Consider the following 26,222-nt stretch of genomic DNA (forward strand, 5'->3'; position numbering starts at 1 on the left):
AGGGGCCAGGGTTTCGCCAGTGTTTACGAGCGCGACACCGGCGGCGTGCGTACTGAGGCCAACTTGTTCAGACAAGTTCCTCTGTCTGACCGTCGTTCTCTTTTGCCTGACCGTCGTTCCCCTTGTTTGGCCTCCTGCACCCTCGCGCGTCCCCTGGAGAAGCCGTGACCGTGTCCCTGCCGAGAACAGCCGTCCGCGGCGGCGCCCTCGCCGTCGTCGCCGCACTCGCCCTGAGCGCCTGCGGCGCCGCCCCCGAGAACGCGTCCACCACCGCCGACGGCAAGACCGCCGCCACCGCCACTTCCGCCGCCGACTTCGGCGGCCTGGCCGCCCTGGTGAAGGCGGCGAAGAAGGAGGGCACGCTCAACGCCATCGCGCTGCCCCGCGACTGGGCCAACTACGGCGCCCTCATCGACGGTTTCGAGAAGAAGTACGGCATCAAGGTCGAGGTCGAGAACCCGGACGGCTCCAGCCAGGACGAGATCAACGCCGTCACCTCCCGCAAGGGCCAGGACCGCGCGCCGGACGTCCTGGACCTCGGCAGCTCCTTCGCGCTCAGCGCGGCCCAGCAGGGGCTGCTCGCGCCCTACAAGGTGGCGGCCTTCGCCGACATCCCCGCGGCGCAGAAGGACGCGCAGGCGCGCTGGTACAACGACTACGGCGGGTACATCTCCATCGGCTGCGACGCCAAGCGGGTCGCCACCTGCCCCACCACCTTCAAGGACCTGCTCAAGCCCGAGTACAAGGGCAAGGTCGCCCTCAACGGCAACCCCACCAAGTCGGGTTCCGCCTTCGGCGGCGTCTGGGCGGCCGCGCTCTCCGACGGCGGTTCCTTCGACGACATCCAGCCCGGCCTCGACTTCTTCGCGAAGCTCAAGAAGAACGGCAACTACACGCCCGTCGAGTCGACCCCGGCCACCGTCGAGAAGGGCGAGACGCCGATCAGCATCGACTGGGACTACCTCAACGCCGGGTACGCCGACGAGTTCAAGTCCAAGGGCGTCGACTGGACGGTGACGGTGCCGAGCGACGGCCAGTTCTCCCAGTTCTACTCGCAGGCCGTCAACAAGGACGCCCCGCACCCGGCGACCGCGCGCCTGTGGCAGGAGTACCTCTACAGCACCGAGGGCCAGAACCTCTGGCTCAAGGGGTACGCCCGTCCGGCCCTGATGACCGCCATGGAGAAGGCCGGCACCCTCGACAAGACCGCCGCCGCCAAGCTGCCCGAGGTCTCCGGGACGCCCTCCTTCCCGACCGAGGCCCAGCAGGGCAAGGCCAAGACGGTCCTCGGACAGGGCTGGGCGAAGGCCGTCTCCGGATGACGGCCACGCTCACGCGGGTCGACACGGCGACCGCCGCTCCGGTGAAGCGGCGGCGCCGTGCCCTCGGCTGGCTCGCCGTGGTCCCGCTGCTCGCCTTCACCGCGATCGCCTTCGGACTGCCCGCCCTGGCCATGCTCGACGGTGCCTTCACCGCCAAGGACCCGGCCACGGGCGTCAGTTCCTATACCGCCGACAACCTGACCGCCTCGCTGAAAGGGGCGTATCTGACGGCCCTGATCGGGAGCGTGAAGCTGTCGGCCGTGTCCGCGGCCCTGGGGGCGCTGTTCGGGCTGCCGATCGCGCAGGCCGTCGTGACCTCCCGCTTCCGAGCGCTGCGCGAGGCCGTGCTCACCGCGTCCGGGGTGCTCGCCAACTTCGGCGGTGTCCCGCTGGCCTTCGCCTTCGTCGCCACGCTCGGCAACGCCGGTGTGCTGACCCGGTACTTCGACCTGACCGACAAGGGCTGGGACCTGTACAGCTTCTGGGGACTGGTGATCGTCTACCTGTACTTCCTGATTCCGCTGATGGTGCTCACGATCACTCCGGCCCTGGAGGGGCTGCGCGTTCAGTGGCGCGAGGCGGCGCAGAACAACGGCGCCACCGGCGTGCAGTACTGGCGGCACGTCGCCCTGCCCGTGCTGCTGCCCTCCCTGCTCGGCGGGCTGGTGCTGCTCTTCGGCAGCGCCTTCGCCGCCTACGCCACCGCCGCGGCCATGGTGGGCAGTTCGGTGCCGCTGGTCACCCTGCAGATCGCCGACGCCATCTCCGGCAACGTCCTGGTCGGCCAGGAGAACGTGGCGCTCGCCCTGAGCCTCGACATGGTCCTCGTCGCCGGCCTGGTCATGGCGGTGTACCTGCCCCTGCAACGACGGAGCGCCCGATGGCTCGCCTGAACACCTGGCGCTGGGTCGTGTTCGGCCTGGCCGCGCTGTACTTCCTGGTGCCGCTGGCCGCGTCCGTGGTCTTCACGGTCGACGTGCCCGGGCAGGGCGTCACCTTCGACGCCTACACGCAGATCGTCTCCGCCGACGGGTTCGTCGCCAGCCTGCTGCTGTCACTGGAACTGGCCGTCGCGACGATCGTGCTCGTCCTGCTGCTGATGGTGCCCGCCATGGTCGCCCTGCGGCTCGGCACGCCCCGGCTGCGGCCGGTCGTCGAGGTGGTGTGCTCGCTGCCGTTGGTGGTCCCGCCGATCGCCTTCGTCGCGGGCCTCTCGACCGTCCTGAAGTGGGGGCCCGACCACCTGTCACGGACCCCGCTGTTCCAGACGTTCGTGGCCATCCAGAACCCGGACTTCCCGTTCGTGCTCGTCCTCGCGTACGTCGTGATGGCCCTGCCGTTCGTGTACCGGGCACTGGACGCAGGGCTCCGGGCCGTCGACGTGCCCACCCTCGTCGAGGCCGCCCGCAGCTGTGGGGCGTCCTGGCCGCAGGCCCTGGTCCGGGCCGTACTGCCCAATCTGCGCGGGGCACTGATGAACGCCGCCTTCCTCACCCTGGCCCTGGTGCTCGGCGAGTTCACCGTGGCCCAGCTGCTCGGCTTCCGGCCGTTCGCCGTGTGGATCTACAGCGTCGCCGGATCGCAGGCCCAGCTGTCCGTCGCCGTGTCCGTGCTCAGCCTGTTCATCACATGGGCCCTGCTCCTCGCGCTCGCCGGCGTCGGCGGGCGCGGCCGTACCGAGTCCCGGGGATGAATCATGACCGCGACCACGCTTGAGAAGACGGCCACCGACAAGGCCGCCACCGTCGAATTCCTTGGGTTGCGAAGGGAGTTCGGGCCGACCGTCGCCCTCGACGGCCTCGACCTGACCGTCCAGCCGGGTGAACTCCTCGCCCTGCTCGGCCCCTCCGGCTGCGGCAAGACCACCGCGCTGCGCATGCTCGCCGGGTTCGAGCACCCCGACTCCGGCGAGGTGCTCGTCGACGGCGAGGACGTCACCCGCGTCCCCGCCCACCGGCGCGACGCCGGGATGGTCTTCCAGTCGTACAGCCTCTTCCCGCACCTCGACGCGCTCGACAACGTGGCCTTCGGGCTGCGGATGCGCAAGGTGCGCACGGCCGCACGGCGATCGCGGGCCGCCGAGTTGCTGGAGCTGGTCGGCCTCGCAGACAAGGGCGGGCAGTACCCGCACCAGCTCTCCGGCGGCCAGCAGCAGCGCGTCGCCCTGGCCCGCGCCCTCGCCCTGCGCCCCCGCGTCCTGCTCCTGGACGAACCGCTCTCCGCGCTCGACGCCAAGGTGCGCCTCACGCTCCGCGAGGAGATCCGGCGGCTCCAGCAGGAACTCGGCATCACCACCCTGTTCGTGACCCACGACCAGGAGGAGGCCCTGTCCATGGCGGACCGGGTCGCCGTGATGCACGCCGGACGCCTCGAACAGTGCGCCGCCCCCGCCGAGTTGTACGGCCGCCCCGCCACCGCCTTCGTCGCCGAGTTCGTGGGCACGATGAGCCGGATCCCGGGGCACCTGTCCCAGGGCGTCGTCGAGGTGCTGGGACAGCGGCTGCCGGTCGACGGCCAGGCCCCGTCGGTGACCGAGGTGGACGTGCTGGTGCGGCCCGAGGCGATGGGCGTACGGGCCGACGACGACGGGGACGCCCGCGTGGTCGCCACCGCGTTCCTCGGCGCCGCCACCCGGGTCACCGTACGGCTCGTCGACGGCACGGAGGTGAAGGCCGACCTGCCCGCGCACGAGGCCACCGGGCTCGGTGCCGGGGCCGCCGTGAGCGTGTCGCTGCCGGAGCGTCCGGTGCTGGTGGCGGAACGCACCCGCTGAACTCCCCCCCACGTGGAAAGAGAACACTGTGACTCGACTCCCGCTCCAGGCCGTCCTGTTCGACATGGACGGCACGCTCGTCGACACCGAGCGGCTGTGGTGGGAGGCGGTGGAGAGCGTCGCCGGACGGGCCCTGACTCCGGCGGACCAGCCGGAGGTGCTCGGCCGTCCGGTCGAGCACACCGCCGCCTGGCTCGCCGCGGCCACCGGCACCCCGGCCGCGGTCCTCGCCGACGCCCTCCACCGGGAGTTCGCGGACCGGGTGCGCACCGGCATCGTGCCCCGCCCCGGCGCGCTCGACCTGCTCGACGCCCTGGCCCGGGAGGGCGTACCCACCGCCCTGGTGACCGCGTCGCCCCGAGCGGTCGCCGACACCGTGCTGGCGGCGCTCGGCGCGAGCCGCTTCGCCGTCTCCGTCACCGCCGACGACACCGAGCACACCAAGCCCGCCCCCGACCCCTACCTCGCCGCCTGCCACGCCCTCGGCGTCGACCCCGCCGCCTGCGTGGCCGTCGAGGACACCCAGACCGGTGTCGCCTCCGCCGAGGCGGCCGGCTGCGCGGTGCTCGCGGTGCCCTCGCTCGCCCCGATCGAGGCGGCACCCGGCCGGACCGTGCTGGCCAGCCTGGAGGACGTGACACCGGCACGTCTGCGCGCCCTGCTGCCGTACGAACTCCGCGTCATGACCTGGAACCTCTGGTACGGCGGCAGCAAGGTCCGCGACCACCGCGCCAAGCAGCTCAAGGTCATCACGGAGACCGGCGTGGACGTGGTCGGCCTCCAGGAGACGTACGGCACCGCCGCCCAGGAACTCGCCGACGCCCTCGGCTGGTACCACCACCGGGCCGGCGAGAACCTCGGCATCATCAGCCGCCACCCGATCACAGCCCGCTTCGGCGACCCGGACGTCGGTTTCTACGGGGCGGCGGGCGTCCGGATCCGGATCGGGGCGGGCAACCAGGTGGACATCTGGACGACGCACCTCGACTGCGAGCCGTACGGGCCCTACGAGTCCGCCTTCGACGGGCTTGCGGCCGACGAGCTGATCGCACACGAAGACGTGCGGCTCGGACAGCTGCAAGACACCCTGCGCAGGATCGACAGCGCCGTGCCGGTCGTCCTCGTGGGCGACTTCAACAGCCCCTCCCACCTGGACCGGCCGGACGTCGATTGGCCGGTGACCAGGGCGGCCGAGCGGGCGGGCCTGCGCGACTCCTACCGGGAGGCCCACCCGGACCCCGTACGCGACCCCGGCCACACCTGGTCCCCGCTCCATGCCGAGCACGAGGACGGCAGTGGTCGCCCGGAGCCGCAGGACCGCATCGACTTCGTCCTGCACCGGGGCCTCGCGGTGCTCGACTCCCGGACGTACGTCAGCGGCCGTCCCCGGCCCTGGCCGGACGTCGAGGACAACGACTGGCCGTCCGACCACGCGGCCGTGATCACCACATTTTCGCTGGGCAGCGGGACGGAGCCCGTCTAACATCGGTTCCATGACCTGGCGACATTGATCCACCAGCAGTGCCTCACGCAGCCGTGCCGCCCGAGGGCCGCCTCGGACGCCGTACCTCCGGCGTCCGATTCGTCCCTGCGGGAAGGCCTCATGACACTCTCATCTGCGCGCGTGCCCGACACCACCGGTGTGCGGCGGCTCACGGTCACGCTGTACGGCTACGCGTTCCTCGACGACCTCGTCCTGCTCTACCCGGTGTACGCGCTGCTGTTCGCCGACACCGGTCTGTCCCTGTGGCAGATCTCCTCCCTCTTCGCCCTCTGGTCCCTCACCGCCGTGCTCCTTGAGGTTCCCTCCGGCGCCTGGGCCGACGCCGTGTCCCGACGCACGCTGCTGTGGCTCGGCCCGATGCTCACCGGCGTCGGCTTCGCCCTGTGGGTGATCGTCCCGTCGTACGGGGCCTTCGCGCTCGGGTTCGTCCTGTGGGGCGCCGGGGGAGCGCTCGGCTCCGGCGCCCAGGAGGCGCTGGTCTACGACGAACTGGACCGGCTCGGCGCCGCCGACCGGTACGCGCGTGTCATGGGCCGGGCCCGGGCGGCGCGGCTGCTGGCGACGATGGCCTCGGTGGGACTCGCCGGACCGGTCCTCGCGCTGGGCGGCTACCCGGCCGTGGGTGCGGCGAGCGTCCTGGCCTGCCTGCTGACCGCGGCGGCGGCGACGCGGTTCCCGGAGCACCGGGTGCCGTCGGCCTCCGGCGACGGCGGCTGGGCGACGACCCTGCGGGCCGGGCTCGCCGAAGCGCGCGGCGACCGGTCCGTGCGCGGCGCTCTCCTGCTGGTGCCGGCCGTCGCCGCGGTGTGGGGCGCGCTCGACGAGTACACGCCGCTCCTGATCCGGGATCTCGGCGTGGCGGACGAGACGGTGCCCTATCTCGTCCTGCTGATCTGGGCGGGCGTCACCGCCGCGAGCCTGCTGACGGGAGCGGCCGAACGCCTGGGCACGACCGGATTCGCCGCGCTGCTCGCGGGTGCCGCGCTCGCCCTGGCCGCGGGTGCCGTGGCCCGGACGCCGGCCGGCATCGTGCTGGTGGCCGTCGCCTTCGGCGGCTTCCAGCTGGCCGAGGTGCTCGCCGACGTCCGGCTCCAGCACCGGATCGACAGCACCGGCCGGGCCACCCTCACCTCGGTCGCCGGCCTGGGCACCGAACTGGCCACGGTCGCCGTGTTCGGGGTGTACGCGACGCTCGGTACGGTGGCTTCGCACGGCACTGTGTTCTCGATGCTCGCGGTGCCTTATCTGGTGACGGCGGTGGTACTGGCCGGCAGGGCGCGGCCGGCCGTGGCTCAGCCCTGCCGGCGGGCGGGTGCGGGTGGGGTGGTTCGGCACCGGTAGGTTTCTCGCCCCCGCCGCGCTACCCGTCCCATCCCCAGGGGGCTTCGCCCCCTGGACCCCCGGCCTTGCCCGCCCACCACCCGTCTCGGTCGGTGGAAAAGTGGGCGTGTTGTAGCCGGTGCTGGTGGGCGGGGTGCGGCGCGCGCAACGAATCGCCGCCGCACGCCCGGCGCGCGCAACGAACCGCTCACGGACGCGCAACGGCTCCTCCTTGTCCGCCCGAGCCCGCCGCCCGTACCGTCTACATGGCTCCCACAACCACTCTTCCGCCCGGTGAGGAACACGCATGCGCACCGCCCTGCTCCAGAGTTCCGGCCGCCCCGGCTCGAGCGTCGAGAACCTCAAGGTCCTCGACGAGGCGGCGGGCCGGGCCGCCGCCGCGGGCGCCGGGCTGCTCGCCGCCCCGGAGATGTTCCTCACCGGGTACGCGATCGGCGACGACGTCGGCCGCCTCGCCGAGCCCGCCGACGGTGAGGCTGCGCACGCCGTCGCCGAGATCGCCTGCCGGCACGGCCTCGCGATCGCCTACGGCTATCCCGAGCGCGCCGCGGACGTGGTGTACAACTCCGCCCAGCTGATCTCCGCCGACGGCACCCGCCTCGCCAACTACCGCAAGACCCACCTCTTCGGCTGCTTCGAGCGCGACCACTTCACGCCGGGCGACGAGACCGTCGTACAGGCCGAGTTCGACGGTCTGCGGGTCGGCCTGATGATCTGCTACGACGTCGAGTTCCCGGAGAACGTCCGCGCCCACGCCCTCGCCGGCACCGACCTGCTGCTGGTGCCGACCGCGCAGATGCACCCGTTCCAGTTCGTCGCCGAGTCGGTCGTGCCGGTGCGAGCCTTCGAGAACCAGATGTACGTGGCGTACGTCAACCGGGTGGGCCAGGAGGGGGAGTTCGACTTCGTCGGACTCTCCGCCCTCGCCGGGCCCGACGGGGTCGCCCGTACCCGTGCCGGACGCCGTGAGGAGCTTCTCCTCGCCGACGCCGACCCCGCGTTCCTCGCCGCGTCCCGCGAGGCGAACCCGTATCTGTTGGACCGCCGCCCCGGGCTCTACGGGTCCCTGGTCTGAGTCACCACGTCTTTTCCTGCAACGTCTTTTCGTGCAGCGCCTTTTTCTGCAACGCCTTTTTCTGTGCAAGGAGTCCGTACCCCATGACGTCCACCGTGCCCAACGCCGTCGAGCACGCAGACGAGCAGCAGCCGCCGATCACCATGTTCGGCCCGGACTTCCCGTACGCGTACGACGACTTCCTCGCCCACCCGGCGGGGCTCGGCCAGATACCCGCGACCGAGCACGGCACCGAGGTCGCGGTCATCGGCGGCGGCCTGTCCGGCATCGTGGCCGCGTACGAGCTGATGAAGATGGGCCTCAAACCGGTCGTCTACGAGGCCGACCGGATCGGCGGCCGACTGCGCACGGTCGGCTTCGACGGTTGCGACCCGTCCCTCACCGCCGAGATGGGCGCGATGCGTTTCCCGCCCTCCTCCACGGCCCTCCAGCACTACATCGACCTGGTGGGCCTCGAGACCCGGCCCTTCCCCAACCCCCTCGCGGAGACGACCCCTTCGACCGTCGTCGACCTCAAGGGCGAGTCCCACTACGCCGAGACGGTCGACGACCTGCCGCAGGTCTACCGGGACGTCGCCGCCGCCTGGAGCAAGTGCCTCGAAGAGGGCGCCGACTTCTCCGACATGAACCAGGCCATGCGGGAGCGGGACGTGCCGCGCATCCGCGAGATCTGGGCCAAGCTCGTCGAGAAGCTCGACAACCAGACCTTCTACGGCTTCCTCTGCGACTCCGAGGCCTTCAGGTCCTTCCGGCACCGCGAGATCTTCGGCCAGGTCGGATTCGGGACGGGAGGCTGGGACACGGACTTCCCCAACTCCATCCTCGAAATCCTCCGCGTCGTCTACACCGAGGCCGACGACCACCACCGCGGCATCGTCGGCGGCTCCCAGCAGCTACCGCTGCGGCTGTGGGAGCGCGAGCCGGAGAAGATCGTCCACTGGCCCTACGGCACCTCGCTCGCGAGCCTCCACGAGGGCGGCGAGCCCCGCCCGGCCGTGACCCGGCTGCACCGCACCGCGGGCAACGGGATCACCGTGACGGACGCGGGCGGCGACATCCGCACCTTCCAGGCGGCGATCTTCACCGCCCAGTCCTGGATGCTGCTGTCGAAGATCGCCTGCGACGACTCGCTCTTCCCGATCGACCACTGGACGGCGATCGAGCGGACCCACTACATGGAGTCGAGCAAGCTGTTCGTCCCCGTCGACCGGCCGTTCTGGCTGGACAAGGACGAGCAGACCGGCCGGGACGTCATGTCTATGACCCTCACCGACCGCATGACGCGCGGGACCTACCTCCTGGACGACGGTCCGGACAAGCCGGCCGTCATCTGCCTGTCGTACACCTGGTGCGACGACAGCCTGAAGTGGCTGCCGCTGTCCGCGAACGAGCGGATGGAGGTCATGCTCAAGTCGCTCGGTGAGATCTATCCGAAGGTCGACATCCGGAAGCACATCATCGGCACCCCGGTGACGGTCTCCTGGGAGAACGAGCCGTACTTCATGGGCGCGTTCAAGGCCAACCTGCCCGGCCACTACCGCTACCAGCGGCGCCTGTTCACCCACTTCATGCAGGACCGGCTGCCCGAGGACAAGCGGGGCATCTTCCTCGCCGGCGACGACATCTCCTGGACGGCCGGCTGGGCCGAGGGCGCCGTACAGACCGCGCTGAACGCGGTATGGGGCGTCATGCACCACTTCGGCGGGACGACCGACGCGACGAACCCCGGCCCGGGAGACGTGTACGACGAGATCGAGCCCGTGGAACTCCCGGAGGACTAGCTCACCGGTCGGGCAACGGCGTGAGTAGCATGCGTCCGGCCAGGCCCACGGCGGCGTCCAGGCGTTCGGTGAACTCCTCCGCGACATCGGGCAGTCGGCGCAGCACCCACAGGGCCCGCGCCGCGGTCCACGTCGCCTCCCGGGCGCGCTCCAGGCTCCACGAGCCGAGCAGATGGGTGAGCGGGTCGGCGATCTGGAGAAGGTCGGGGCCCGGCATCAGCTCTTCGCGGATGCGCTCCTCCAGCGAGACGAGGAGATCGCCCACGCGGTCGAACTCGTCCTCCACGTCGGCTGGTTCGCAGCCGAGCGTACGACAGGTGTCCACGACGGCGAGCGCCAGGTCGTGCCCGATGTGCGCGTTGATGCCCGCGAGCGCGAACTGCAACGGTCGTACGCCGGGATGACGGCGCATCTGGAACAGGGGCCGCCAGCAGGCCGGCGGGCGCCGCTCGTCGGCCACCGCCGCGACGGCGTCCAGGTAGCGCTCCGCGAACCGCACATCCAGCGTGATCGCGGCCCGAGCGTCCCCGAACCGCCCGCTGTCGATACGCCGGTCGACCGCCTCGGTGACGGCGAGGTAGACGCGGTTGAAGACCGCGAGGCCGTCGCGTGCCGGCAGGGTCGCGTCGAGCGCGCGCATACGGGAGATGACCCCGTCGACGGGAGTGATGACCGGATCGGCGAGAGGAGTGAGTCGTTCGACGGGGGTGGTGACTTGTTCGCATTGCACCATGGGGGCAGAGTCGCACCTTTAGGCTGGCCCGGGTACCGGCGGGCCCGACGCTTCCCCAGAACGGGGGAACGGGCGCCCGTCGTTGGGGGAGAGCAACAGGGGGGAGCTGCACCGTGTCAGGCTCACGTGCGCAGCGCTTGGCCGCGCGCAGGGCCGAGCGCAGGCGGACCGCGCGGCGTGGCGCCATGGTCGCGGTGGCCTCCGTGGTGGTCGCGATAGGCACCGCGACCGGGATGCTGTCCGCCCTCGGCGACCGGCCCGACGCCGACGAGGCGAGGCCCGAGGTGACCAGCTCGCCGTACCTGGCGCCGCTGCCCGCCGTACCGACGCCCTCGGCCTCGGCCTCGCCCAGTGCGAGCCGCTCCGCCTCGCCGTCCCCGAAGAAGAAGGCGAGTCCGTCTCCGTCCCCCACGAAGACCGAGAAGCGGCAGGCTCCCGCCGCCTCCACCCGGCTCTACCGATACCCCGAGTCCCAGGTGCTCGACTGGGTGCGCTCCCACAGCGGCGACCCGCGGCATGCCGTCATAGCGTCCCGCATAGCCGATCAGCCCGCGGCCGTCTGGTTCGCCGACTTCACGCCGTCGAACATCACCTCCCGGGTCCGTGCGGTCACCTCAGGCGGCCGCACACAGGGCCGGGCGCCCGTCGTCGTGCCGTACGCCATCCCCGACCGCGACTGCGGCGGCGCCTCGCAGGGCGGTGCGCCCGACCTCGGGGCCTACGACGGCTGGATCGACGCCTTCGCCGCCGGGCTGGGCTCCGGCGAGGTCATCGTGATCCTGGAGCCCGACTCGGTCGCCCAGAGCGAGTGCCTCTCCTCCGACGAACGCGGCCGCCGCTTCGCCTCGTTGGCGCGCGCGGGCCGCGTCCTCAAGGCCGCCAATCCCAAGGCTCGGGTCTACTACGACGCCGGCCACTCCGGCTGGAACACCCCCGCGACACAGGCGGGCCGGCTGCGACAGGCCGGCGCCGCCTCGGCCGACTCCTCCGACGGCATCTTCAGCAACGTCTCCAACTTCCACCGCACAAACGACGAGATCGCCTACGACCGACAGGTCCTCGACGCCCTGGGCGGCCCGTCGAGCCTCGGCGCCGTCATCGACACCAGCCGCAACGGCAACGGCGCCCCGCCCGGAGGCGAGTGGTGCGACCCGTCCGGCCGCAAGCTCGGCCGTACACCCACGCTGAACACCGGGGAGGCGCGGATCGACGGCTACCTCTGGGTGAAACTGCCGGGGGAGTCGGACGGCTGCAAGGGGGCACCGGGGACGTTCACGCCGTCGTACGCCTACGAGTTGGCGCGCTGAGAGCCCCCGGGCGGGTCAACCGGGCACCGGCCATCCGGACACCCGCGCACACCGGGGCAGCGCGGTCCTCAGCCGGCTGAGCCGGATGTCCAGCCGTCCCGGAGCCTCGGAATCCGGGCGGTCCCGGATGTTCGGGAGTCCGGGCCGTCCCGGAAATTGCGGCGGTCCCGGAAGTTGCGGACCCGCGGCGCCGCCGGCATCACCGGCAGCCCGGCGCGGCACACGAAGAAGCCGGGCACCAGCGCGACGAGTTCGGGCGGGATCGAGGCGGCAGTCTCCGGCGGCGTGCAGTTTTCCGGCGGACGCCAAGATCCATGGCCGGGTGGCGGTGCGGCTGGAAGCGGGGACCCTGCGCCCCGAGCCCGGCGGCGACGGTTTCAGGTCCGAGGGTCGGGAACCGCCGCGGCCCGGCGACTGACCTTCGGCCGGTCGCGGTCGCCCGCGCGCAGCACGCCCGCGAAGACCACGATCCCGCACGCCAGCACCGTCACCAGACCGAACGACACCGTCAGGCTGGTCGCCTGGGCGATGCCGCCGATCGCGCTCGGCGCGACCAGACCCGAGGTGTACGTGATGGTCGCGACTCCGGCGATGGCCAGGCTGGGGTTCGGCCCGCTGCGGCCCGCCGCGGCGAAGCACAGCGGTACGACGACGGCGATGCCGAGGCCCATCAGCGCGAAGCCGCCCATCGCCGCGGCCGGATGGTTCGCGACGACGATGAGCAGCCCGCCGGCGGCGGCGAGGACTCCGCCGACGCGCACCGTGCGCACGGAGCCGTACCGGTCCACGACCTTGTCGCCCACGAACCGGGCGAGCGCCATGGTGAGCGTGAAGCCCGTGGTGCACGCGGCCGCCAGCCCCGCCGAGCTCTGCAGCTGGTCGCGCAGGTACACCGCCGACCAGTCCAGGCTCGCGCCCTCCGCGAACACCGCGCAGAACCCGACCGCGCCGATGAGCAACGCCGAGCGGGGCGGCAGCGCGAACCGTGGTGGCGGCTCCTCGTCCTCGGCGGGCTGGAGGTCCAGCACCCATGCGCACGAGGCGACGCCGACGACGGTCAACACCCCGGCCGCCAACACGTGGTGCAGCCGGGCGTCCGCGCCGAGATGCGCGGCGAGGGTGCCCGCCGCCGAACCGATCAGGGCACCCGCGCTCCACAGGCCGTGCAGGCCGGACATGATCGACCGGCCCAGGCGGTTCTCGACCTCGACGCCGAGCGCGTTCATCGCCACGTCCGCCATGCCGGCCGTCGCGCCGTAGACGAAGAGGGCCAGGCACAGGGTGAGGAGGTTCGGGGCCAGGGACGGCAGGACGAGCGACAGGGTCCACAGGGCGATCAGGCCGCGCAGGGCGTTCCGGGCGCCGAAGCGGTGGCTGACACTGCCCGCGAGCGGCATCGCCACGGACGCACCGAGCGCGGGGAAGGCCAGGGCGAGGCCCAGTTGCCCCGCACTCACCGAGGCATGCTCCTGGATCCACGGCACCCGAGTGGCGAACGAGCCGGTCACGGCCCCGTGCACGGCGAAGACGGCGGCCACGGCGTACCGGGCCCGCCTCACCTCATGTCGGTCGTGGACCACTTCGCCCATTCTCCGGCCCTCCCAGGTTTTTCGGTGCCCGTCGGCGCCGCCGTAAACTATCAGGGACCCTGCCTGATAGATAGCGAATAAGCAGCGGGACAACCGGTCCCCACGGCCCCCGCCGTCCGGTCCGGCCGATCTGGAAGGATCCCGGCATGGCCGCATCCCCGAGCACCGCCCGGGCCATCAACGACCGGCTCGCCCTGCGTCTGCTCCAGCAGGAGGGACCGTTGACGGCAGGGCGGTTGAAGCAGCTCACCGGCCTGTCCCGGCCGACCGTCGCCGACCTCGTCGAACGCCTTACCGCCTCCGGCCTGATCTCGGTGGTCGGGGAGTCGGGCGAGCAGCGACGCGGGCCGAACGCCAAGCTGTACGGAATCGTCGCCGACCGCGCCCATCTGGCCGCGCTGGACATCCGCACCGAGGGCGTGGCGGTCCTCGTCTCCGACCTCCTCGGCCATGTGCTCGCCGAGGCGTCCGTGCCGATCGACGACGACACGGGCACCGGGACCGCGGTGGAGCAGGCGGTCAGCCTCGTCGAGCGAGCGACGAAGGAGGCCGGCGCCGACCGGCTGCACACCCTCGGCATCGGCGCACCCGGCCTGATCGACCCGGCGAGCGGCGACCTCCGCGACTCCTCGGGCCTGCCCGAATGGCACCGGCGACTGGTGGCCGCGCTTCAGGAGCGGTTCCCCCGAACCCGGGTCAGCGTCGAGAACGAGACCAACCTCGCCGCCCTCGCCGAGCAGCGCGACGGCGCCGCCCGCGACCGGGACACCTTCGTGCTCCTCTGGTTCGGCATGGGCATCGGCGCCGCGCTCGTCCTCGACGGGACACTGCGCCGGGGAGCCTCCGGCGGCGCGGGGGAGATCGGCTTCCTGCCGGTGCCGGGGACGACGGGACTGCCGTCGGCGACCGACTGCGGCGGAGGCTTCCACTCCCTCGCGGGGGCCGGCGCGATCGCCGGCCTGGCGGCGGAGTACGGGGTGACGGCCACGGCCGCGGCACCCGAACCGCAGGCGGCGGCGCTGGTCCGCGCGGCGGTGGACCACGCGCACCGCGGGTCCCTCACCGAGGCCCCCGCCCGCTTCCTCGACGCCCTCGCCGACCGCGTCGCGCTCGGTGCCGCCGCCGTCGTCGCCGTACTGGACCCCGGCTGCGTCGTGCTGGCCGGGGAGATCGGCCGCGCGGGCGGCGACACCCTGGCCCTCCGCGTCCAGGACCGGCTCGCCCGGCTGTCCCCCCTGCCCACGGAGGTGCGGCCCAGCACCCTGGGCGGTGGCGCGGTGCTGCGTGGGGCGCTGCTCACGGCGCGGGACCGGGCGCAGGACGAGCTGTTCGCGCCCCGGAGTGCGAGCCGGACCCACCCGGCGGATCATGCCGGGGCCGCCGGATCCGGCCCGCCCGTCTGATCGCCGGACAGTCACCCGTGCGCGACCCGGCGCTGACGGGTGCCGCCTGCGCCCACCCTCCGTCACTCGGCTTCGCTCGAGAGGGGGACGCCCATCGCCCCAGCGTGACGTCGGTGCCAGGCGTGAGGCTGGGCGGGGGTGGGGCGCGCAGCCCGGCGTTGCGGGGTGCCGCTGCGCCCACCCTCCCCCACTCTCGACTCCGCTCGAGCGGGGGGACCCTCATCGCCCCGGCGGCACGACTGCCCGCAGCTGCGCGACTTCGAATGCCCGCGGGTTGCGTGGCGCGACTGTCCCGGGCGGACGGGGGAGACCCGGCGGCGGGCAAGGGCCGTCGTCACCGCCGCCGGGCCCGTCTGTGCGGGTGTCCACGCAAGGCGACCCTAAAAAGGACTAGACCATTGCGTCAAGGGCTGTTGGCCAAGGTAAGGACCGCACCCAGTGCGGGAATTGGGGCGCCCTGGGTCGGCCGAGAAGTCCATCGGTTCGTCTTGTGAGCCACCCCACACAGTTCGCCCGTATGGACGTCGATCAGGCGTGGCACACTGGCTCTGTACCAGAAGCAGCGCACTCCGGGGTCGGTGAAAGTCCGAACCGGCGGTTACAGTCCGCGACCCGGTCGCTTCCAGCGGCCGGTTGACCAGGTGAAATTCCTGGACCGACGGTTAAAGTCCGGATGGGAGGCAGTGCGCGGCGGGCGGGCATTCGTGCGCGCCGCCGAACCGGTTCGTCCATGGGGCGAGCCTTGTCCGGCGTCGACCTCGGTGTTCCCGCTCGTACATCTGTCGTCATCGACAGCCCCGGAGTCCGTGCCCGAAGAGGCAGGAGGACCCGGGAAGTGTTCACCGGAATCGTCGAAGAGCTGGGTGAGGTCACCGCCGTCGAGAACCTCGGCGACGCCTCCCGCTTCCGGCTGCGTGGCCCCATCGTCACCGAGGGTGCGAAGCACGGCGACTCCATCGCCGTCAACGGCGTCTGTCTGACCGTCGTCGAGCACGAGGGCGACGAGTTCACGGCCGACGTGATGGCCGAGACCCTGAACCGCTCCAGCCTGGGCGTCCTCGCCGCCGGCTCCCGCGTCAACCTCGAACGCCCCATGGCCCTCGGCGCCCGCCTCGGCGGCCACATCGTGCAGGGCCACGTCGACGGCACCGGTCGGGTGCTGGAGCGCAAGCCGTCCGAGAACTGGGAGATCGTGAAGATCTCCCTCCCCGCGGACCTCACGCGCTACGTGGTCGAGAAGGGCTCCATCACCGTCGACGGCATCAGCCTCACCGTCGTCGACGCGGGCCCCGACTACTTCACCGTCAGCCTCATCCCCACCACCCTCGACCTGACCACGCTCGGCCACAAACAGCCCGGAGATCCGGTCAACCTCGAGGTCGACGTCATCGCCAAGTACGTCGAGCGGCTGATGGGCAGTCAGGGGGCCACCCGGTGAACTGGCTCAACTCCGAGGCGTTCGTCCTCTTCGACCAGCACATCCTGTGGTCGGACATGGTCGGCAACATCCTCGGCCTGGTCGGACTCGCCCTCGGCTGGCGGCGGTCCATCTGGAGCTGGCCCGTCCAGTTCCTGTCCGGCCTCATCCTCTTCGGCGCCTTCTTCGGCCATCTGACCGGCAGCGCCGGCAAGCAGGCCGTCGTCATGGTCGTCGCCGGGTACGGCTGGTGGCAGTGGAACCGCGACAAGGGCCAGTCCGGCGACGGCCAGATCACCCCGCGGTTCGCCACCTGGCGCGAGCGCGCGGCGATGGTCGGCGCCGCCGCCGTCGGCACAGTCGCGGTGGCCCTCCTCTTCAAGACCTATCCGACACTGTCCTGGGACCCCTGGCCGGACGCGTACATCTTCGTCGGCACGGTCGTCGCCATGTACGCCCAGGCGCGCGGCATGGTCGAGTTCTGGTTCGCCTGGCTGCTGGTCGACCTGGTCGGCGTCCCGCTGAACTTCACCAACGGCTACGCCTTCTCCGGCTTCGTCTACGTCATCTACGGCGCGCTCGTCCTGTGGGGCATGCGCGACTGGTGGCTGCGCTCCCGCAAGGCCTCGCAGCCCGTTCTGGAAGGAGCGCCGGCATGACTGCGGCACCGATCCTGTACAGCACCGACGGTTTCGAGGACTTCGCGCTCGACCCGATCGAGCAGGCCATCGCGGACATCGCGGCCGGCCGCCCGATCGTGGTCGTCGACGACGAGGACCGGGAGAACGAGGGCGACCTCGTCATCGCCGCCGAGAAGGCGACCCCTGAGATCGTCGCCTTCATGATGAGCGAGTGCCGCGGCCTGATCTGCGCCCCCATGGAGGGCGAGGAACTGGAGCGACTCCGGCTCCCGCAGATGGTCGACGACAACACCGAGTCGATGAAAACCGCGTTCACCGTCTCCGTCGACGCCTCCGCCGCCCACGGCGTGAGCACCGGCATCTCGGCCTCCGACCGCGCCACCACGCTCCAGCTGCTCGCGAGCGGTACGGCTCAGCCCACGGACCTCGTCCGCCCCGGCCACGTCTTCCCGCTCCGCGCCAAGCCCGGCGGCGTCCTCGTCCGCAACGGCCACACCGAGGCCGCCGTCGACCTCGCCCGCCTCGCGGGACTGCGCCCGGCCGGCGCGATCGTCGAGATCGCCGGTGAGGACGGCCGCATGCTGCGCCTGCCCGAACTGATCCCGTTCGCCCGCAAGCACGGTCTGACGATCATCTCCATCGAGGACCTGATCGCCTACCGCCGCAGCTCCGAACCCACCGTCCGCCGCGAGGCGGAGACCCGCCTGCCCACCGTCCACGGCACTTTCACCGCGTACGGCTACCGCTCCACCGTCGACGGCGTCGAACACGTCGCCCTGGTGCACGGCGACATCGGCGACGGCGAGGACGTCCTGGTCCGCGTCCACTCCGAGTGCCTCACCGGCGACGTCTTCGGCTCCGCCCGCTGCGACTGCGGCCCCCAGCTGGACGCCTCCCTGGAGCGCATCCAGACCGAGGGCAGGGGAGTGGTGGTCTACCTGCGCGGCCACGAGGGGCGCGGCATCGGCCTGCTGTCCAAGCTGCGCGCCTACGAGCTCCAGGAGCAGGGTCACGACACCCTCGACGCCAACCTGGAGCTCGGCCTGCCCGCCGACGCCCGGGACTACGGCGCCGGCGCGCAGATCCTTCAGGACCTCGGCGTCCACAGCGTGCGCCTGATGACCAACAACCCCGACAAGACCGACGCGCTCGTCCGCCACGGCCTCAAGGTCACCGGCCGCGAGCCGATGCCCGTACAGGCGGGCGAGCACAACCTCCGCTACCTGCGCACCAAGCGGGACCGGATGGGGCACGACCTGCCCTGGCTGGACACGACCCCCGTGTCCACCTGCGGCAACCAGTAAGCAAGAACACCAAGGAGAGACGTGAGCGGCAAGGGTGCACCGGAACTGTCCGTACGCAACGTCGGAGACCTGCGGGTCGCCGTCATCGCGGCACAGTGGCACGAGAAGGTGATGGACGGTCTGGTGGACGGCGCGCTACGCGCCCTGCACGACCTGGGGATCGACGAGCCGACCCTGCTCAGGGTCCCCGGCAGCTGGGAGCTCCCGGTCGTCGCCAAGGTCCTCGCGGGCCGCGGCTACGACGCGATCGTCGCCCTCGGCGTCGTCATCCGCGGCGGCACCCCCCACTTCGAGTACGTGTGCCAGGGCGTCACCCAGGGCCTCACCCAGGTCTCGGTGGACACCGGCGTCCCCGTCGGCTTCGGCGTGCTCACCTGCGACACCGAGGAGCAGGCCCTGGACCGGGCCGGCATCGAGGGCTCCAACGAGGACAAGGGCCACGAGGCGGTGACCGCGGCGGTGGCGACCGCGGCCACCCTCCGCTCAGTATCTGAACCGTGGCGATAGGTCGGCCGGCACACGCGTAAAGTGAACGCCACCATGTCCAATAAGACGTTCGAGGAGCTCTTCACCGAGCTCCAGCACAAGGCCGCACACGGCGACCCCGCCACTTCCCGCACCGCAGAACTGGTCGGCAAGGGCGTCCATGCCATCGGCAAGAAGGTCGTCGAGGAGGCCGCCGAAGTCTGGATGGCCGCCGAGTACGAGGGCAAGGAGGCGGCTGCCGAGGAGATCTCGCAGCTGCTGTACCACGTCCAGGTGATGATGGTCGCCCGCGGGATCTCCCTGGACGACGTCTACGCCCACCTCTGAGCTGCGCCACCCACCCGCACATCACACACGCACGAACAAAGGAAGCCGACCTCATGCTGCGCATCGCCGTCCCCAACAAGGGTTCCCTGTCAGGACCTGCGGCGGAGATGCTGCATGAGGCCGGCTACCAGCAGCGCCGCGAGTCCAAGGAACTGCGGATCGTCGACCCGGAGAACGAGGTCGAGTTCTTCTATCTCCGCCCCCGCGACATCGCGATCTACGTCTCCTCCGGCAGGCTCGACATCGGCGTCACCGGCCGCGATCTGCTGATCGACTCCGGCGCCAACGCGGAGGAGATCCTCCCGCTCGGCTTCGCCCGCTCCACCTTCCGCTACGCCACCAAGCCGGGCACGGCGAACGGCGTCGAGGACCTCAAGGGCATGACGATCGCGACCTCCTACGAGGGCATCGTGGCCAAGCACCTCGCCGACCAAGGCATCGACGCCTCGGTCGTGCACCTCGACGGAGCCGTCGAGACCGCCATAGAACTGGGCGTCGCCGAGGTCATCGCGGACGTCGTCGAGACCGGCACCTCGCTGCGCAACGCGGGCCTGGAGGTCATCGGCAAGCCGATCATGAAGTCCGAGGCCGTCGTGATCCGCCGCACCGGCGCGGAGGCCGACGACACGGTCGAGCCGAAGGTGCAGCAGTTCCTGCGCCGCCTCCAGGGCGTCCTGGTCGCCCGTACGTACGTGATGATGGACTACGACTGCCGTGTCGAGCAGCTCGAGAAGGCCGTCGCGCTGACGCCGGGCCTGGAGTCCCCGACCGTCTCCCCGCTGCACAACGAGGGCTGGGTCGCGGTCCGTGCGATGGTCCCCTCCAAGGAAGCCCAGCGGATCATGGACGACCTGTACGACATCGGCGCGCGGGCCATCCTGACGACGGCCATCCACGCCTGCCGTCTCTGAAGGCGCGGTAAGAATGTCCGAACTGCCCCCTCTGCCCGTCACCTTCCGGCCAGGGCGCACCCGTGCCGTCCTGCTGACCGCCGGCGTCGCGATCTTCGTGGTCATCACGACGGTCGCGATGCTGCTGGAGCAGCTCAGCGCCGGGGAGCGCCTCAGCTTCGTCTTCACCGGGGCGCTCCTGTTCGGCGTGCTGCTCATGTTGTCGCGGCCGAAAGTCGTCGCCGACGAGACCGGCGTCACCGTGGTCAACATCGCCAGCAGACGCCGTCTGGCCTGGGCCGAGATCATCCAGGTAAACCTCCGCCCCGGCGACCCCTGGGTCTTCCTGAACCTCAGCGACGGCACCAGCCTGCCCGCGCTCGGCATCCAGCCGGGCATCGCCAAGCAGCGTGCCATCGCCGACGCGCGCACGCTGCGGGCGCTGGCCGAGGCCCGCTCCACAGCCCGCCCCGAGGAAGATCAGGGCTGACTCGGGGCCGTCCACCCTGCCGCACAGGCCCATGTCTTGATTAATCTGTTGGCGGAGGCGTTTTTCGCTGCGTCTCCGCCCCTGCGCGCCGCCCGGTGCCCAGGGGTTCCTGCTACGCGAGGAGTGACCCTCTCCGGCGATGGACGGATCGTCCTGTAGTACCTGCGCCGCCCCCTGCCGACATACCGCGGACTGTGATCTCACAGACCGCGCGTACGCGGAGGCGGCGGCATCATGACCATCCCCCTGCTGCTCCTCGGAGCGGCGTTCCTGCTGATTCTCGCTAACGGATTCTTCGTGGCGGCCGAGTTCGGCCTGGTGACGGTCGAGGCGACGGAGGCCGAGAAGGCCGCCGCCGAGGGCGACCGACGGGCCCGTACGGTCGTCGAGTCCCTCAAGGAGCTGTCCTTCCAGCTCTCCGGCACTCAACTCGGCATCACCATCACCTCCCTGGTCGTCGGCATGCTCGCCGAACCGGCGCTCGCACAGCTACTGCACGGCCCCATCACCGCGACCGGCATCCCCGAGGGCGCCGTCTCCGGTGTCGCCGTGGTCGTCGGTATGCTGCTGGCCTCGGCCGTGCAGATGGTGATCGGCGAACTGGTGCCCAAGAACTGGGCGGTGTCCAAGCCGATGCAGGTCGCGCGCTTCGTCGCCGGTCCGCAGCACGCCTTCGCCCGCCTGTTCCACCCGGTGATCGCCGGCCTGAACGCGGTCGCCAACCATCTCGTCCGCGCACTGGGCATCGAGCCCACCGAGGAATTGGCCTCCGCCCGCACCCCCGGCGAACTCGTTTCCCTGGCCCGGCACTCCGCACGGGCCGGCGCCCTGGAGCAGGACACCGCGGACCTCTTCGTACGGACACTGTCGCTGGCCGAGCTGACCGCGCAGCACGTCATGACCCCGCGCGTGAAGGTCAGCGCCCTGCAGTCGTCGGCCACCGCCGAGGACGTGGTCAACCTGACCCGCGCCACCGGCCTGTCCCGCTTCCCCGTCTACCACGACAAGATCGACGAGATCGTCGGCATGGTGCACCTCAAGGACGCCCTGGCCGTCCCCGCGTACGACCGCCTGCGCACCCCCGTGGTGCGCATCGCGCGTCCGGCGCTCCTCGTACCCGAGACCCTGCCCGTACAGCCCCTGCTCGCGCAGTTGCGCAACGAACAGCCCATAGCCGTCGTCGTCGACGAGTACGGCGGCACGGCCGGCGTCGTCACGCTGGAGGACATCGTCGAGGAGATCGTCGGCGAGGTCCGCGACGAGCACGACGGGCAGGACCTGCCGGAACTCGCCGCCGCCGCGCCGGAGGACGGCAGGCCCGCCTGGGAGGCCGACGGCAGCTGCCGCGTCGACGTCCTCCAGCGCATCGGCCTCGACGTGCCCGAGGGGCCGTACGAGACCGTCGCCGGCCTGGTCGCCGACGTCCTCGGCCGCATCCCGGCCGTCGGCGACAAGGCCGAACTGCCCGGCTGGCGGCTGTCCGTGCGCCAGGTCGGGCACTACCGCGCCGAGCGGGTCCGCCTGGTGCGGACGGCCCCCGTCGCGGTGGAGGCCGTCCGATGAGCGTGCTCCAACTCCTGTTCGCCGCACTGCTCGTACTCCTGAACGGCTTCTTCGTGGGTGCCGAGTTCGCGCTCGTCTCCGTGCGCCGCAGCCAGATCGAACCGCTCGGCACCGCCCGGGCCCGCCAGGTGCTGTACGGCCTGGAGCGGCTGCCGCAGATGATGGCGGCCGCCCAGTTCGGCATCACCGTCTGCTCGCTGACGCTGGGTGCGGTCGCCGAACCGACGGTCGCGCACCTGCTGGAGCCGGTCTTCGAGTGGATCCACCTGCCGCACGGCGTGATCCACCCGCTCGGCTATGTCATCGCGCTCGCCGCCGTGGTCTTCTTCCACCTCGTCATCGGCGAGATGGTCCCGAAGAACCTCGCGATGGCGGCCCCGGAGAAGGCCGCGCTGTGGCTCAGCCCCGGCCTGGTCGCCTTCGCCCGCCTCTGCAAGCCGATCACCGTGGGCCTCGGTGCCTGCGCCGGGGCCATCCTTCGGCTCTTCGGCGTCGAGCCCAAGGACGAGGTCGAGGCCGTTTTCACCAGCGAGCAGCTCAACCGCCTGGTGGAGGACTCCGGCCAGGCCGGCCTGCTCGACCCCGAGGAGCAGGAACGCCTGGAGGACGCCCTGGAGCTGGGTTCCCGCCCGGTCACGGACGTGCTCCTGACCCGCGAGTCGCTGGTGACGGTCAGCCCCTCGGTCACCCCGGGCCAGATCGTCGAACTCACCGGCCACACCGGCTACTCCCGGTTCCCGGTGGCGGCGGAGAACGGCGCCTTCATGGGCTACCTGCACGTGAAGGACGTACTCGACCTGGAGGAGTCCCAGCGGGCGGTGCCGCAGCAGGTGTGGCGCCCGATGACGACCCTCAGGTCCGAGCTGCCGCTCGACGACGCGCTCACCGTGATGCGCCGGGCCGCGACACACCTCGCCCAGGTGGCGGACGCGTCCGGCAAGGTGCTGGGGCTCGTCGCGCTGGAGGACGTACTGGAGCTCCTGGTCGGCGAGGTACGCGACCCGGCGCACCGGGAGGTGCCGGAGGTACGGGTCGCGCAGCCACGGGCGAGCGGGGAGCCGGAGGAGGCGCTGGCGAGTTAGCAGGTGCCCTGTGCTGGTGCGGGCGGGTGGGTTCACTCGCCCGCACTGGCGGGTGCCGCCGCGCACGCCCTCCCCCACTCTCGACTTCGCTCGAGCGAGGGGACCCCATCGCCCAGCGGCACGACTGCCCGCAGCTACGGTGGCTACATCGCCGACGGATCCTGCGGCCCCCGCCCCGACAGCACCTCGCCATACGCCTGCATCAGGTCCGGCAAGCGAAGCGTCGACAAGTCGTCCCGCGTCAGCATCCCCGGGTACGTCGACAACCGCAGATCCCGGTAAGCGCAGCTCTTCTCGTACAGCGTCCGCAGGAACCGTCCGTTCCCCAGCTCGTCGATCCACCCCTGGTCGACCACATGCCCGGCGATCGACCGCAGCTCGTCCAGCGCCTCCTCGTCCCACGCGTCACCGTTCTCCGTGGCCAGCACCTCGCCGATCGAGGTGAGTTCGAGCGGCCGGTAGGACGGAAAGTCGACGCGGGTCGTGAAGCGGGAGGACAGCCCGGGGTTGGCGGCCAGCAGACGGTCCATGCCCTCGGGATAGCCGGCCAGGATCACCACGAGGTGGTCGCGGTTGTCCTCGGCCCGCTTGAGCAGTACCTGGAGCGCCTCGTCGCCGTACGCGTCGCCCTTGCCGTAGCCGGAGTTGGAGAGCGAGTACGCCTCGTCGACGAAGAGCACACCGCCGAGCGCGGAGTCGATGAGCTCGTTGGCCTTCACGGCGGTCTGGCCGAGGTACTCGCCGACCAGGTCGGCCCGCTGGGCCTCCACGAGATGGTCGCCGCCGAGGAGCCCGAGGGCGTAGAAGACGCGGCCGAGGATGCGGGCCACGGTGGTCTTGCCGGTGCCGGAGGGGCCGGAGAAGACGAAGTGCCGTTTCGGCGGCTGGACCGGCAGCCCCTGCCCGGCCCGCAGCCGGGCCATGTTCAACTGGGCGGACAACGCCTTGACCTGGCGTTTCACCGGCTCCAGGCCCACCATGCGCTCGAGCTCGGCGAGCGCCGCCTCGAGTAATGCGGGATCCGTGGGCCCGGCGGGCAGCGACGGCGAGGGCACGGCTTTCTCGCGGACCGCGGGGTCGGTCGCCGACGGCAGCGGACCAGAGGGCGGCAGGTCGGGCTCCGTGAGCTTCAGGTCGCGCCCTTCGGTGCCGAAGAGCGGGTCGAGCCCGTCGGGACCGTCCAGGACGTCCTGCCCCGCCCCGGTGAGCGTGATTGCGGCGAGGTCGGCGGAGTCGTCGTACCCGTCGCCCTCGGCGATCGCGGCGAGCCGGGCCGAGGTGTCCATGAAGGCGGGGTCGACGCGGTGCACGGCCCGGTACAGGGGGAGGGCGGCGGCGCTGCGGCCGGTGCCCTCGTGGGCGCGCGCCAGCCAGTAGCGCAGCTCCTTGCGCTGCGGCTGCTCGCTGCGGCAGCGCATCAGGGCCGCCGACAGCAGGGGTTCGGCCTGCCCGTACATTTCCAGACGGACCCGGGCCATGCCGCCGAACAGTCCCGCCTCGATACCCAGCATGGGGTCGTTGACCAGCGGGTCGGTGTGCCGGACCAGCTGTTCCCAGTCCTTGACGAGGTAGGCGCGGCAGGCGTGCAGGAAGCGGACCTGGTGGTCGGCGTCCACCGGCGGCAGACCTGCCAGTGCCCGGTCGAGTTCCGGGACGTGCCGGCCGTCCAGCCAGTGCGAGGCGTGGGCGAGGAGCAGGTCGCGCGGGCTCTCCAGCACGGGCTGTACCCACCAGCCCAGCCAGTACCAGGAGTTGAGGCTGCGCCGGTGCCGGGCGCGCTGTTCGCCGAAGCGCTCCCGGTGCCGGAACATCCTGAGCAGCGCGGTCGTCGTGTCCACGCGCAGCGCGTGCAGTCCGAGCCAGCCGTCGGCCATCCCTGGATCGATCCGCACCGCGGTGCGGAACTCCTCCTCCGCCTGCGGATAGGCGCCCATCGTGTAGGCGTCCACGCCTCGCAGCCAGGCGAGGTCGGCCGGGGCCTCGGGGCCCTGCGTGCCGAAGTCCATCACGTCCCCCACAAACCGTGCCCCCGTTTGGTTGGCCGGCGGGCCGGTGCCCGTCGACCGCCTTGGTCCAACCGCTGTGCCGCGGACCGGAGTTGCGACGGTGCGCAGAGCAGCCGTCCGTAGGTCGCACCGAGGGCATCGTACCTGCGGTGGTGTCGCCCGCCGTAGGGTGCCGCACAGGCCGTTTGACGAGGTGGGAGCACAGGGGCGCACTCACGCGTCGTGACCGAGGGTGAGCGAATCATGCCTCGGGGCGCCGAAAAAAGGGGAGAGGACAGAACGAAGCCCCCGATCACGGGGGAACAACCGGGGGCTTCGCGTCTGCGGGGCGGCTACGAATGGCCGCACAATCAGAACGTAAGACCTGTACGGCCCGTCGGTCAAGCCGAGTTGAAGCACTCCGGGAACTTCTTCCGCAAGGCTCTTCACGAGTTCAGCACATTGCGGATGGTCCATCACTCTACGTGACGCTCTGGTCCGATCCAATGTCCCCGGCAGGCCCTGGAAACACCTCATATCCCTCAGGGCGCTGCCGTACCAGGAGGTTGGCGAAGGGCCGGGAGGGATCCTCGGCGAAGTGCCGTTGTTCCGCCCCGACCCACCCGGCCCAGAACTCCCGCTGCTCCTCCCCGTCCCGCGCCCGCCCACGCGCCCACGCCTCCTCGCGCGGCAGCTCCATCCACAACAGGTGTGCCAGGTAAGGGCGCAGCGCCCGGCGGCCCGCACCGACGCCCTCGACGAGGAGCACCGGAGCGAGCGGCAGTGAGCGCGGTGGTCCGAAGCGGCGGGCATGCCAGTCGTACGGCGTGTACCGCGCCCGCTCGCCGCGGCCGAGCGGTTCGATCACCTGGGTCAGCAGCCGTCCGGTCCAGTCGAACAGCGCCTCGTGGCTGGCGATGTCGTCCAGCCGCAGCACCGGCGCGTCGCCCAGTTCCCGGGCCAACTCCCCGGCGAACGTGGACTTCCCGGAGCCGGCGTGCCCGTCGACGCCGATCAGGCGGACCGGTCCGCAGGACGGGGGCAGTCGGCGGAGCCGGGAGGCGAGGTCGCGGATGGCCGTTCCTCGGGGAGCAGGGAGCAGGGGGCAGGGGGCAGGTTTCCTGCGAGAAGTCTAAGTCGGGCAGGTCACGCCAGTGGACGAGACCAATATCGCCGGGCGCGGCACGGCCCGAAGTGCTGGCCGGAGCA

Annotated in this window: 23 protein-coding genes and 1 riboswitch; of the genes, 19 read left to right on the plus strand and 4 right to left on the minus strand. The window is 71.4% G+C overall.

Going from position 1 to position 26,222, the window contains the following annotated elements; all coding sequences use genetic code 11:
• The first annotated feature begins 164 nt into the window (after positions 1-164).
• The 8 genes from ACFYO2_RS22665 (at position 165) to ACFYO2_RS22700 (ending at position 9,796) form a co-directional block, all read left to right on the plus strand.
• Positions 165-1,322, plus strand: coding sequence for an ABC transporter substrate-binding protein (locus ACFYO2_RS22665; RefSeq protein WP_388351823.1), 1,158 nt, complete (start codon positions 165-167; stop codon positions 1,320-1,322).
• Positions 1,319-2,215, plus strand: a complete 897-nt coding sequence (locus ACFYO2_RS22670; RefSeq protein ID WP_388351825.1) for an ABC transporter permease — start codon at positions 1,319-1,321, stop codon at positions 2,213-2,215. The genes ACFYO2_RS22665 and ACFYO2_RS22670 overlap by 4 nt, the downstream gene beginning before the upstream one ends.
• Positions 2,203-3,015, plus strand: coding sequence for an ABC transporter permease (locus ACFYO2_RS22675; RefSeq protein WP_388351828.1), 813 nt, complete (start codon positions 2,203-2,205; stop codon positions 3,013-3,015). The genes ACFYO2_RS22670 and ACFYO2_RS22675 overlap by 13 nt, the downstream gene beginning before the upstream one ends.
• A 3-nt stretch (positions 3,016-3,018) precedes the next feature.
• Complete coding sequence (locus tag ACFYO2_RS22680; RefSeq protein ID WP_388351831.1) at positions 3,019-4,095, plus strand: ABC transporter ATP-binding protein; 1,077 nt, start codon at positions 3,019-3,021, stop codon at positions 4,093-4,095.
• 28 nt (positions 4,096-4,123) lie between these two features.
• Positions 4,124-5,578, plus strand: a complete 1,455-nt coding sequence (locus ACFYO2_RS22685) for an HAD-IA family hydrolase (protein WP_388351834.1) — start codon at positions 4,124-4,126, stop codon at positions 5,576-5,578.
• A gap of 120 nt (positions 5,579-5,698) precedes the next feature.
• Complete coding sequence (locus ACFYO2_RS22690) at positions 5,699-6,940, plus strand: MFS transporter (RefSeq protein WP_388351837.1); 1,242 nt, start codon at positions 5,699-5,701, stop codon at positions 6,938-6,940.
• A 286-nt stretch (positions 6,941-7,226) separates the two neighbouring features.
• Positions 7,227-8,015: a carbon-nitrogen hydrolase family protein gene (locus ACFYO2_RS22695; RefSeq protein WP_388351840.1), complete on the plus strand. Its 789-nt coding sequence runs from the start codon at positions 7,227-7,229 to the stop codon at positions 8,013-8,015.
• 83 nt (positions 8,016-8,098) lie between these two features.
• Positions 8,099-9,796 (plus strand): flavin monoamine oxidase family protein, encoded by a 1,698-nt coding sequence (locus ACFYO2_RS22700; RefSeq protein ID WP_388351843.1) that lies wholly within the window; start codon positions 8,099-8,101, stop codon positions 9,794-9,796.
• A 1-nt stretch (position 9,797) separates the two neighbouring features.
• On the opposite strand, the gene ACFYO2_RS22705 is transcribed toward ACFYO2_RS22700, so the two are convergent.
• Positions 9,798-10,529, minus strand: coding sequence for a DUF5995 family protein (locus ACFYO2_RS22705; RefSeq protein ID WP_388351845.1), 732 nt, complete (start codon positions 10,527-10,529; stop codon positions 9,798-9,800).
• Positions 10,530-10,714: 185 nt separating this feature from the next.
• On the opposite strand from ACFYO2_RS22705, the gene ACFYO2_RS22710 reads away from it, so the two are divergent.
• Positions 10,715-11,836, plus strand: coding sequence for a glycoside hydrolase family 6 protein (locus ACFYO2_RS22710; RefSeq protein WP_388352018.1), 1,122 nt, complete (start codon positions 10,715-10,717; stop codon positions 11,834-11,836).
• Between the two features lie 377 nt (positions 11,837-12,213).
• On the opposite strand, the gene ACFYO2_RS22715 is transcribed toward ACFYO2_RS22710, so the two are convergent.
• A complete protein-coding gene (locus tag ACFYO2_RS22715; protein WP_388351848.1) occupies positions 12,214-13,425 on the minus strand; it encodes an MFS transporter in 1,212 nt (403 codons plus the stop codon).
• A 146-nt stretch (positions 13,426-13,571) separates the two neighbouring features.
• Between ACFYO2_RS22715 and ACFYO2_RS22720 the strand changes: the two genes are divergently transcribed.
• From ACFYO2_RS22720 to ACFYO2_RS22765, 10 genes are all read left to right on the plus strand, one after another.
• A complete protein-coding gene (locus ACFYO2_RS22720) occupies positions 13,572-14,828 on the plus strand; it encodes an ROK family transcriptional regulator (RefSeq protein WP_388351851.1) in 1,257 nt (418 codons plus the stop codon).
• A 560-nt stretch (positions 14,829-15,388) separates the two neighbouring features.
• A riboswitch (FMN riboswitch) is annotated at positions 15,389-15,519 on the plus strand.
• 144 nt (positions 15,520-15,663) lie between these two features.
• Complete coding sequence (locus ACFYO2_RS22725) at positions 15,664-16,266, plus strand: riboflavin synthase (protein WP_388351853.1); 603 nt, start codon at positions 15,664-15,666, stop codon at positions 16,264-16,266.
• Complete coding sequence (locus ACFYO2_RS22730) at positions 16,263-16,904, plus strand: nicotinamide riboside transporter PnuC (protein WP_388351856.1); 642 nt, start codon at positions 16,263-16,265, stop codon at positions 16,902-16,904. Before ACFYO2_RS22725 ends, ACFYO2_RS22730 begins: the two co-directional genes overlap by 4 nt.
• Positions 16,901-18,190, plus strand: a complete 1,290-nt coding sequence (locus ACFYO2_RS22735) for a bifunctional 3,4-dihydroxy-2-butanone-4-phosphate synthase/GTP cyclohydrolase II (protein WP_388351858.1) — start codon at positions 16,901-16,903, stop codon at positions 18,188-18,190. Before ACFYO2_RS22730 ends, ACFYO2_RS22735 begins: the two co-directional genes overlap by 4 nt.
• Before the next feature lie 21 nt (positions 18,191-18,211).
• Positions 18,212-18,697 (plus strand): 6,7-dimethyl-8-ribityllumazine synthase, encoded by a 486-nt coding sequence (gene ribH, locus ACFYO2_RS22740; protein ID WP_030038615.1) that lies wholly within the window; start codon positions 18,212-18,214, stop codon positions 18,695-18,697.
• Between the two features lie 33 nt (positions 18,698-18,730).
• A complete protein-coding gene (locus ACFYO2_RS22745) occupies positions 18,731-19,003 on the plus strand; it encodes a phosphoribosyl-ATP diphosphatase (RefSeq protein ID WP_030946750.1) in 273 nt (90 codons plus the stop codon).
• Between the two features lie 53 nt (positions 19,004-19,056).
• Positions 19,057-19,914 (plus strand): ATP phosphoribosyltransferase, encoded by an 858-nt coding sequence (gene hisG / locus ACFYO2_RS22750; protein ID WP_388351863.1) that lies wholly within the window; start codon positions 19,057-19,059, stop codon positions 19,912-19,914.
• 13 nt (positions 19,915-19,927) lie between these two features.
• Positions 19,928-20,383, plus strand: coding sequence for a PH domain-containing protein (locus tag ACFYO2_RS22755; protein ID WP_388351866.1), 456 nt, complete (start codon positions 19,928-19,930; stop codon positions 20,381-20,383).
• Between the two features lie 234 nt (positions 20,384-20,617).
• Positions 20,618-21,946: a hemolysin family protein gene (locus ACFYO2_RS22760; protein ID WP_388351869.1), complete on the plus strand. Its 1,329-nt coding sequence runs from the start codon at positions 20,618-20,620 to the stop codon at positions 21,944-21,946.
• Entirely contained in the window at positions 21,943-23,028 is a 1,086-nt protein-coding gene (locus ACFYO2_RS22765; protein WP_388351871.1) for a hemolysin family protein, read from the plus strand. Before ACFYO2_RS22760 ends, ACFYO2_RS22765 begins: the two co-directional genes overlap by 4 nt.
• Positions 23,029-23,171: 143 nt before the next feature.
• On the opposite strand, the gene ACFYO2_RS22770 is transcribed toward ACFYO2_RS22765, so the two are convergent.
• The gene (locus ACFYO2_RS22770) at positions 23,172-25,034 is read right to left on the minus strand and encodes an AAA family ATPase (protein ID WP_388351874.1); all 1,863 of its coding nucleotides are present in this window, start codon (positions 25,032-25,034) and stop codon (positions 23,172-23,174) included.
• A 460-nt stretch (positions 25,035-25,494) separates the two neighbouring features.
• A complete protein-coding gene (locus ACFYO2_RS22775) occupies positions 25,495-26,115 on the minus strand; it encodes a uridine kinase (RefSeq protein ID WP_388352021.1) in 621 nt (206 codons plus the stop codon).
• Between the last annotated feature and the right edge of the window lie 107 nt (positions 26,116-26,222).

Source organism: Streptomyces sp. NPDC006602 (assembly GCF_042870385.1).
Classification (GTDB): Bacteria; Actinomycetota; Actinomycetes; order Streptomycetales; family Streptomycetaceae; genus Streptomyces.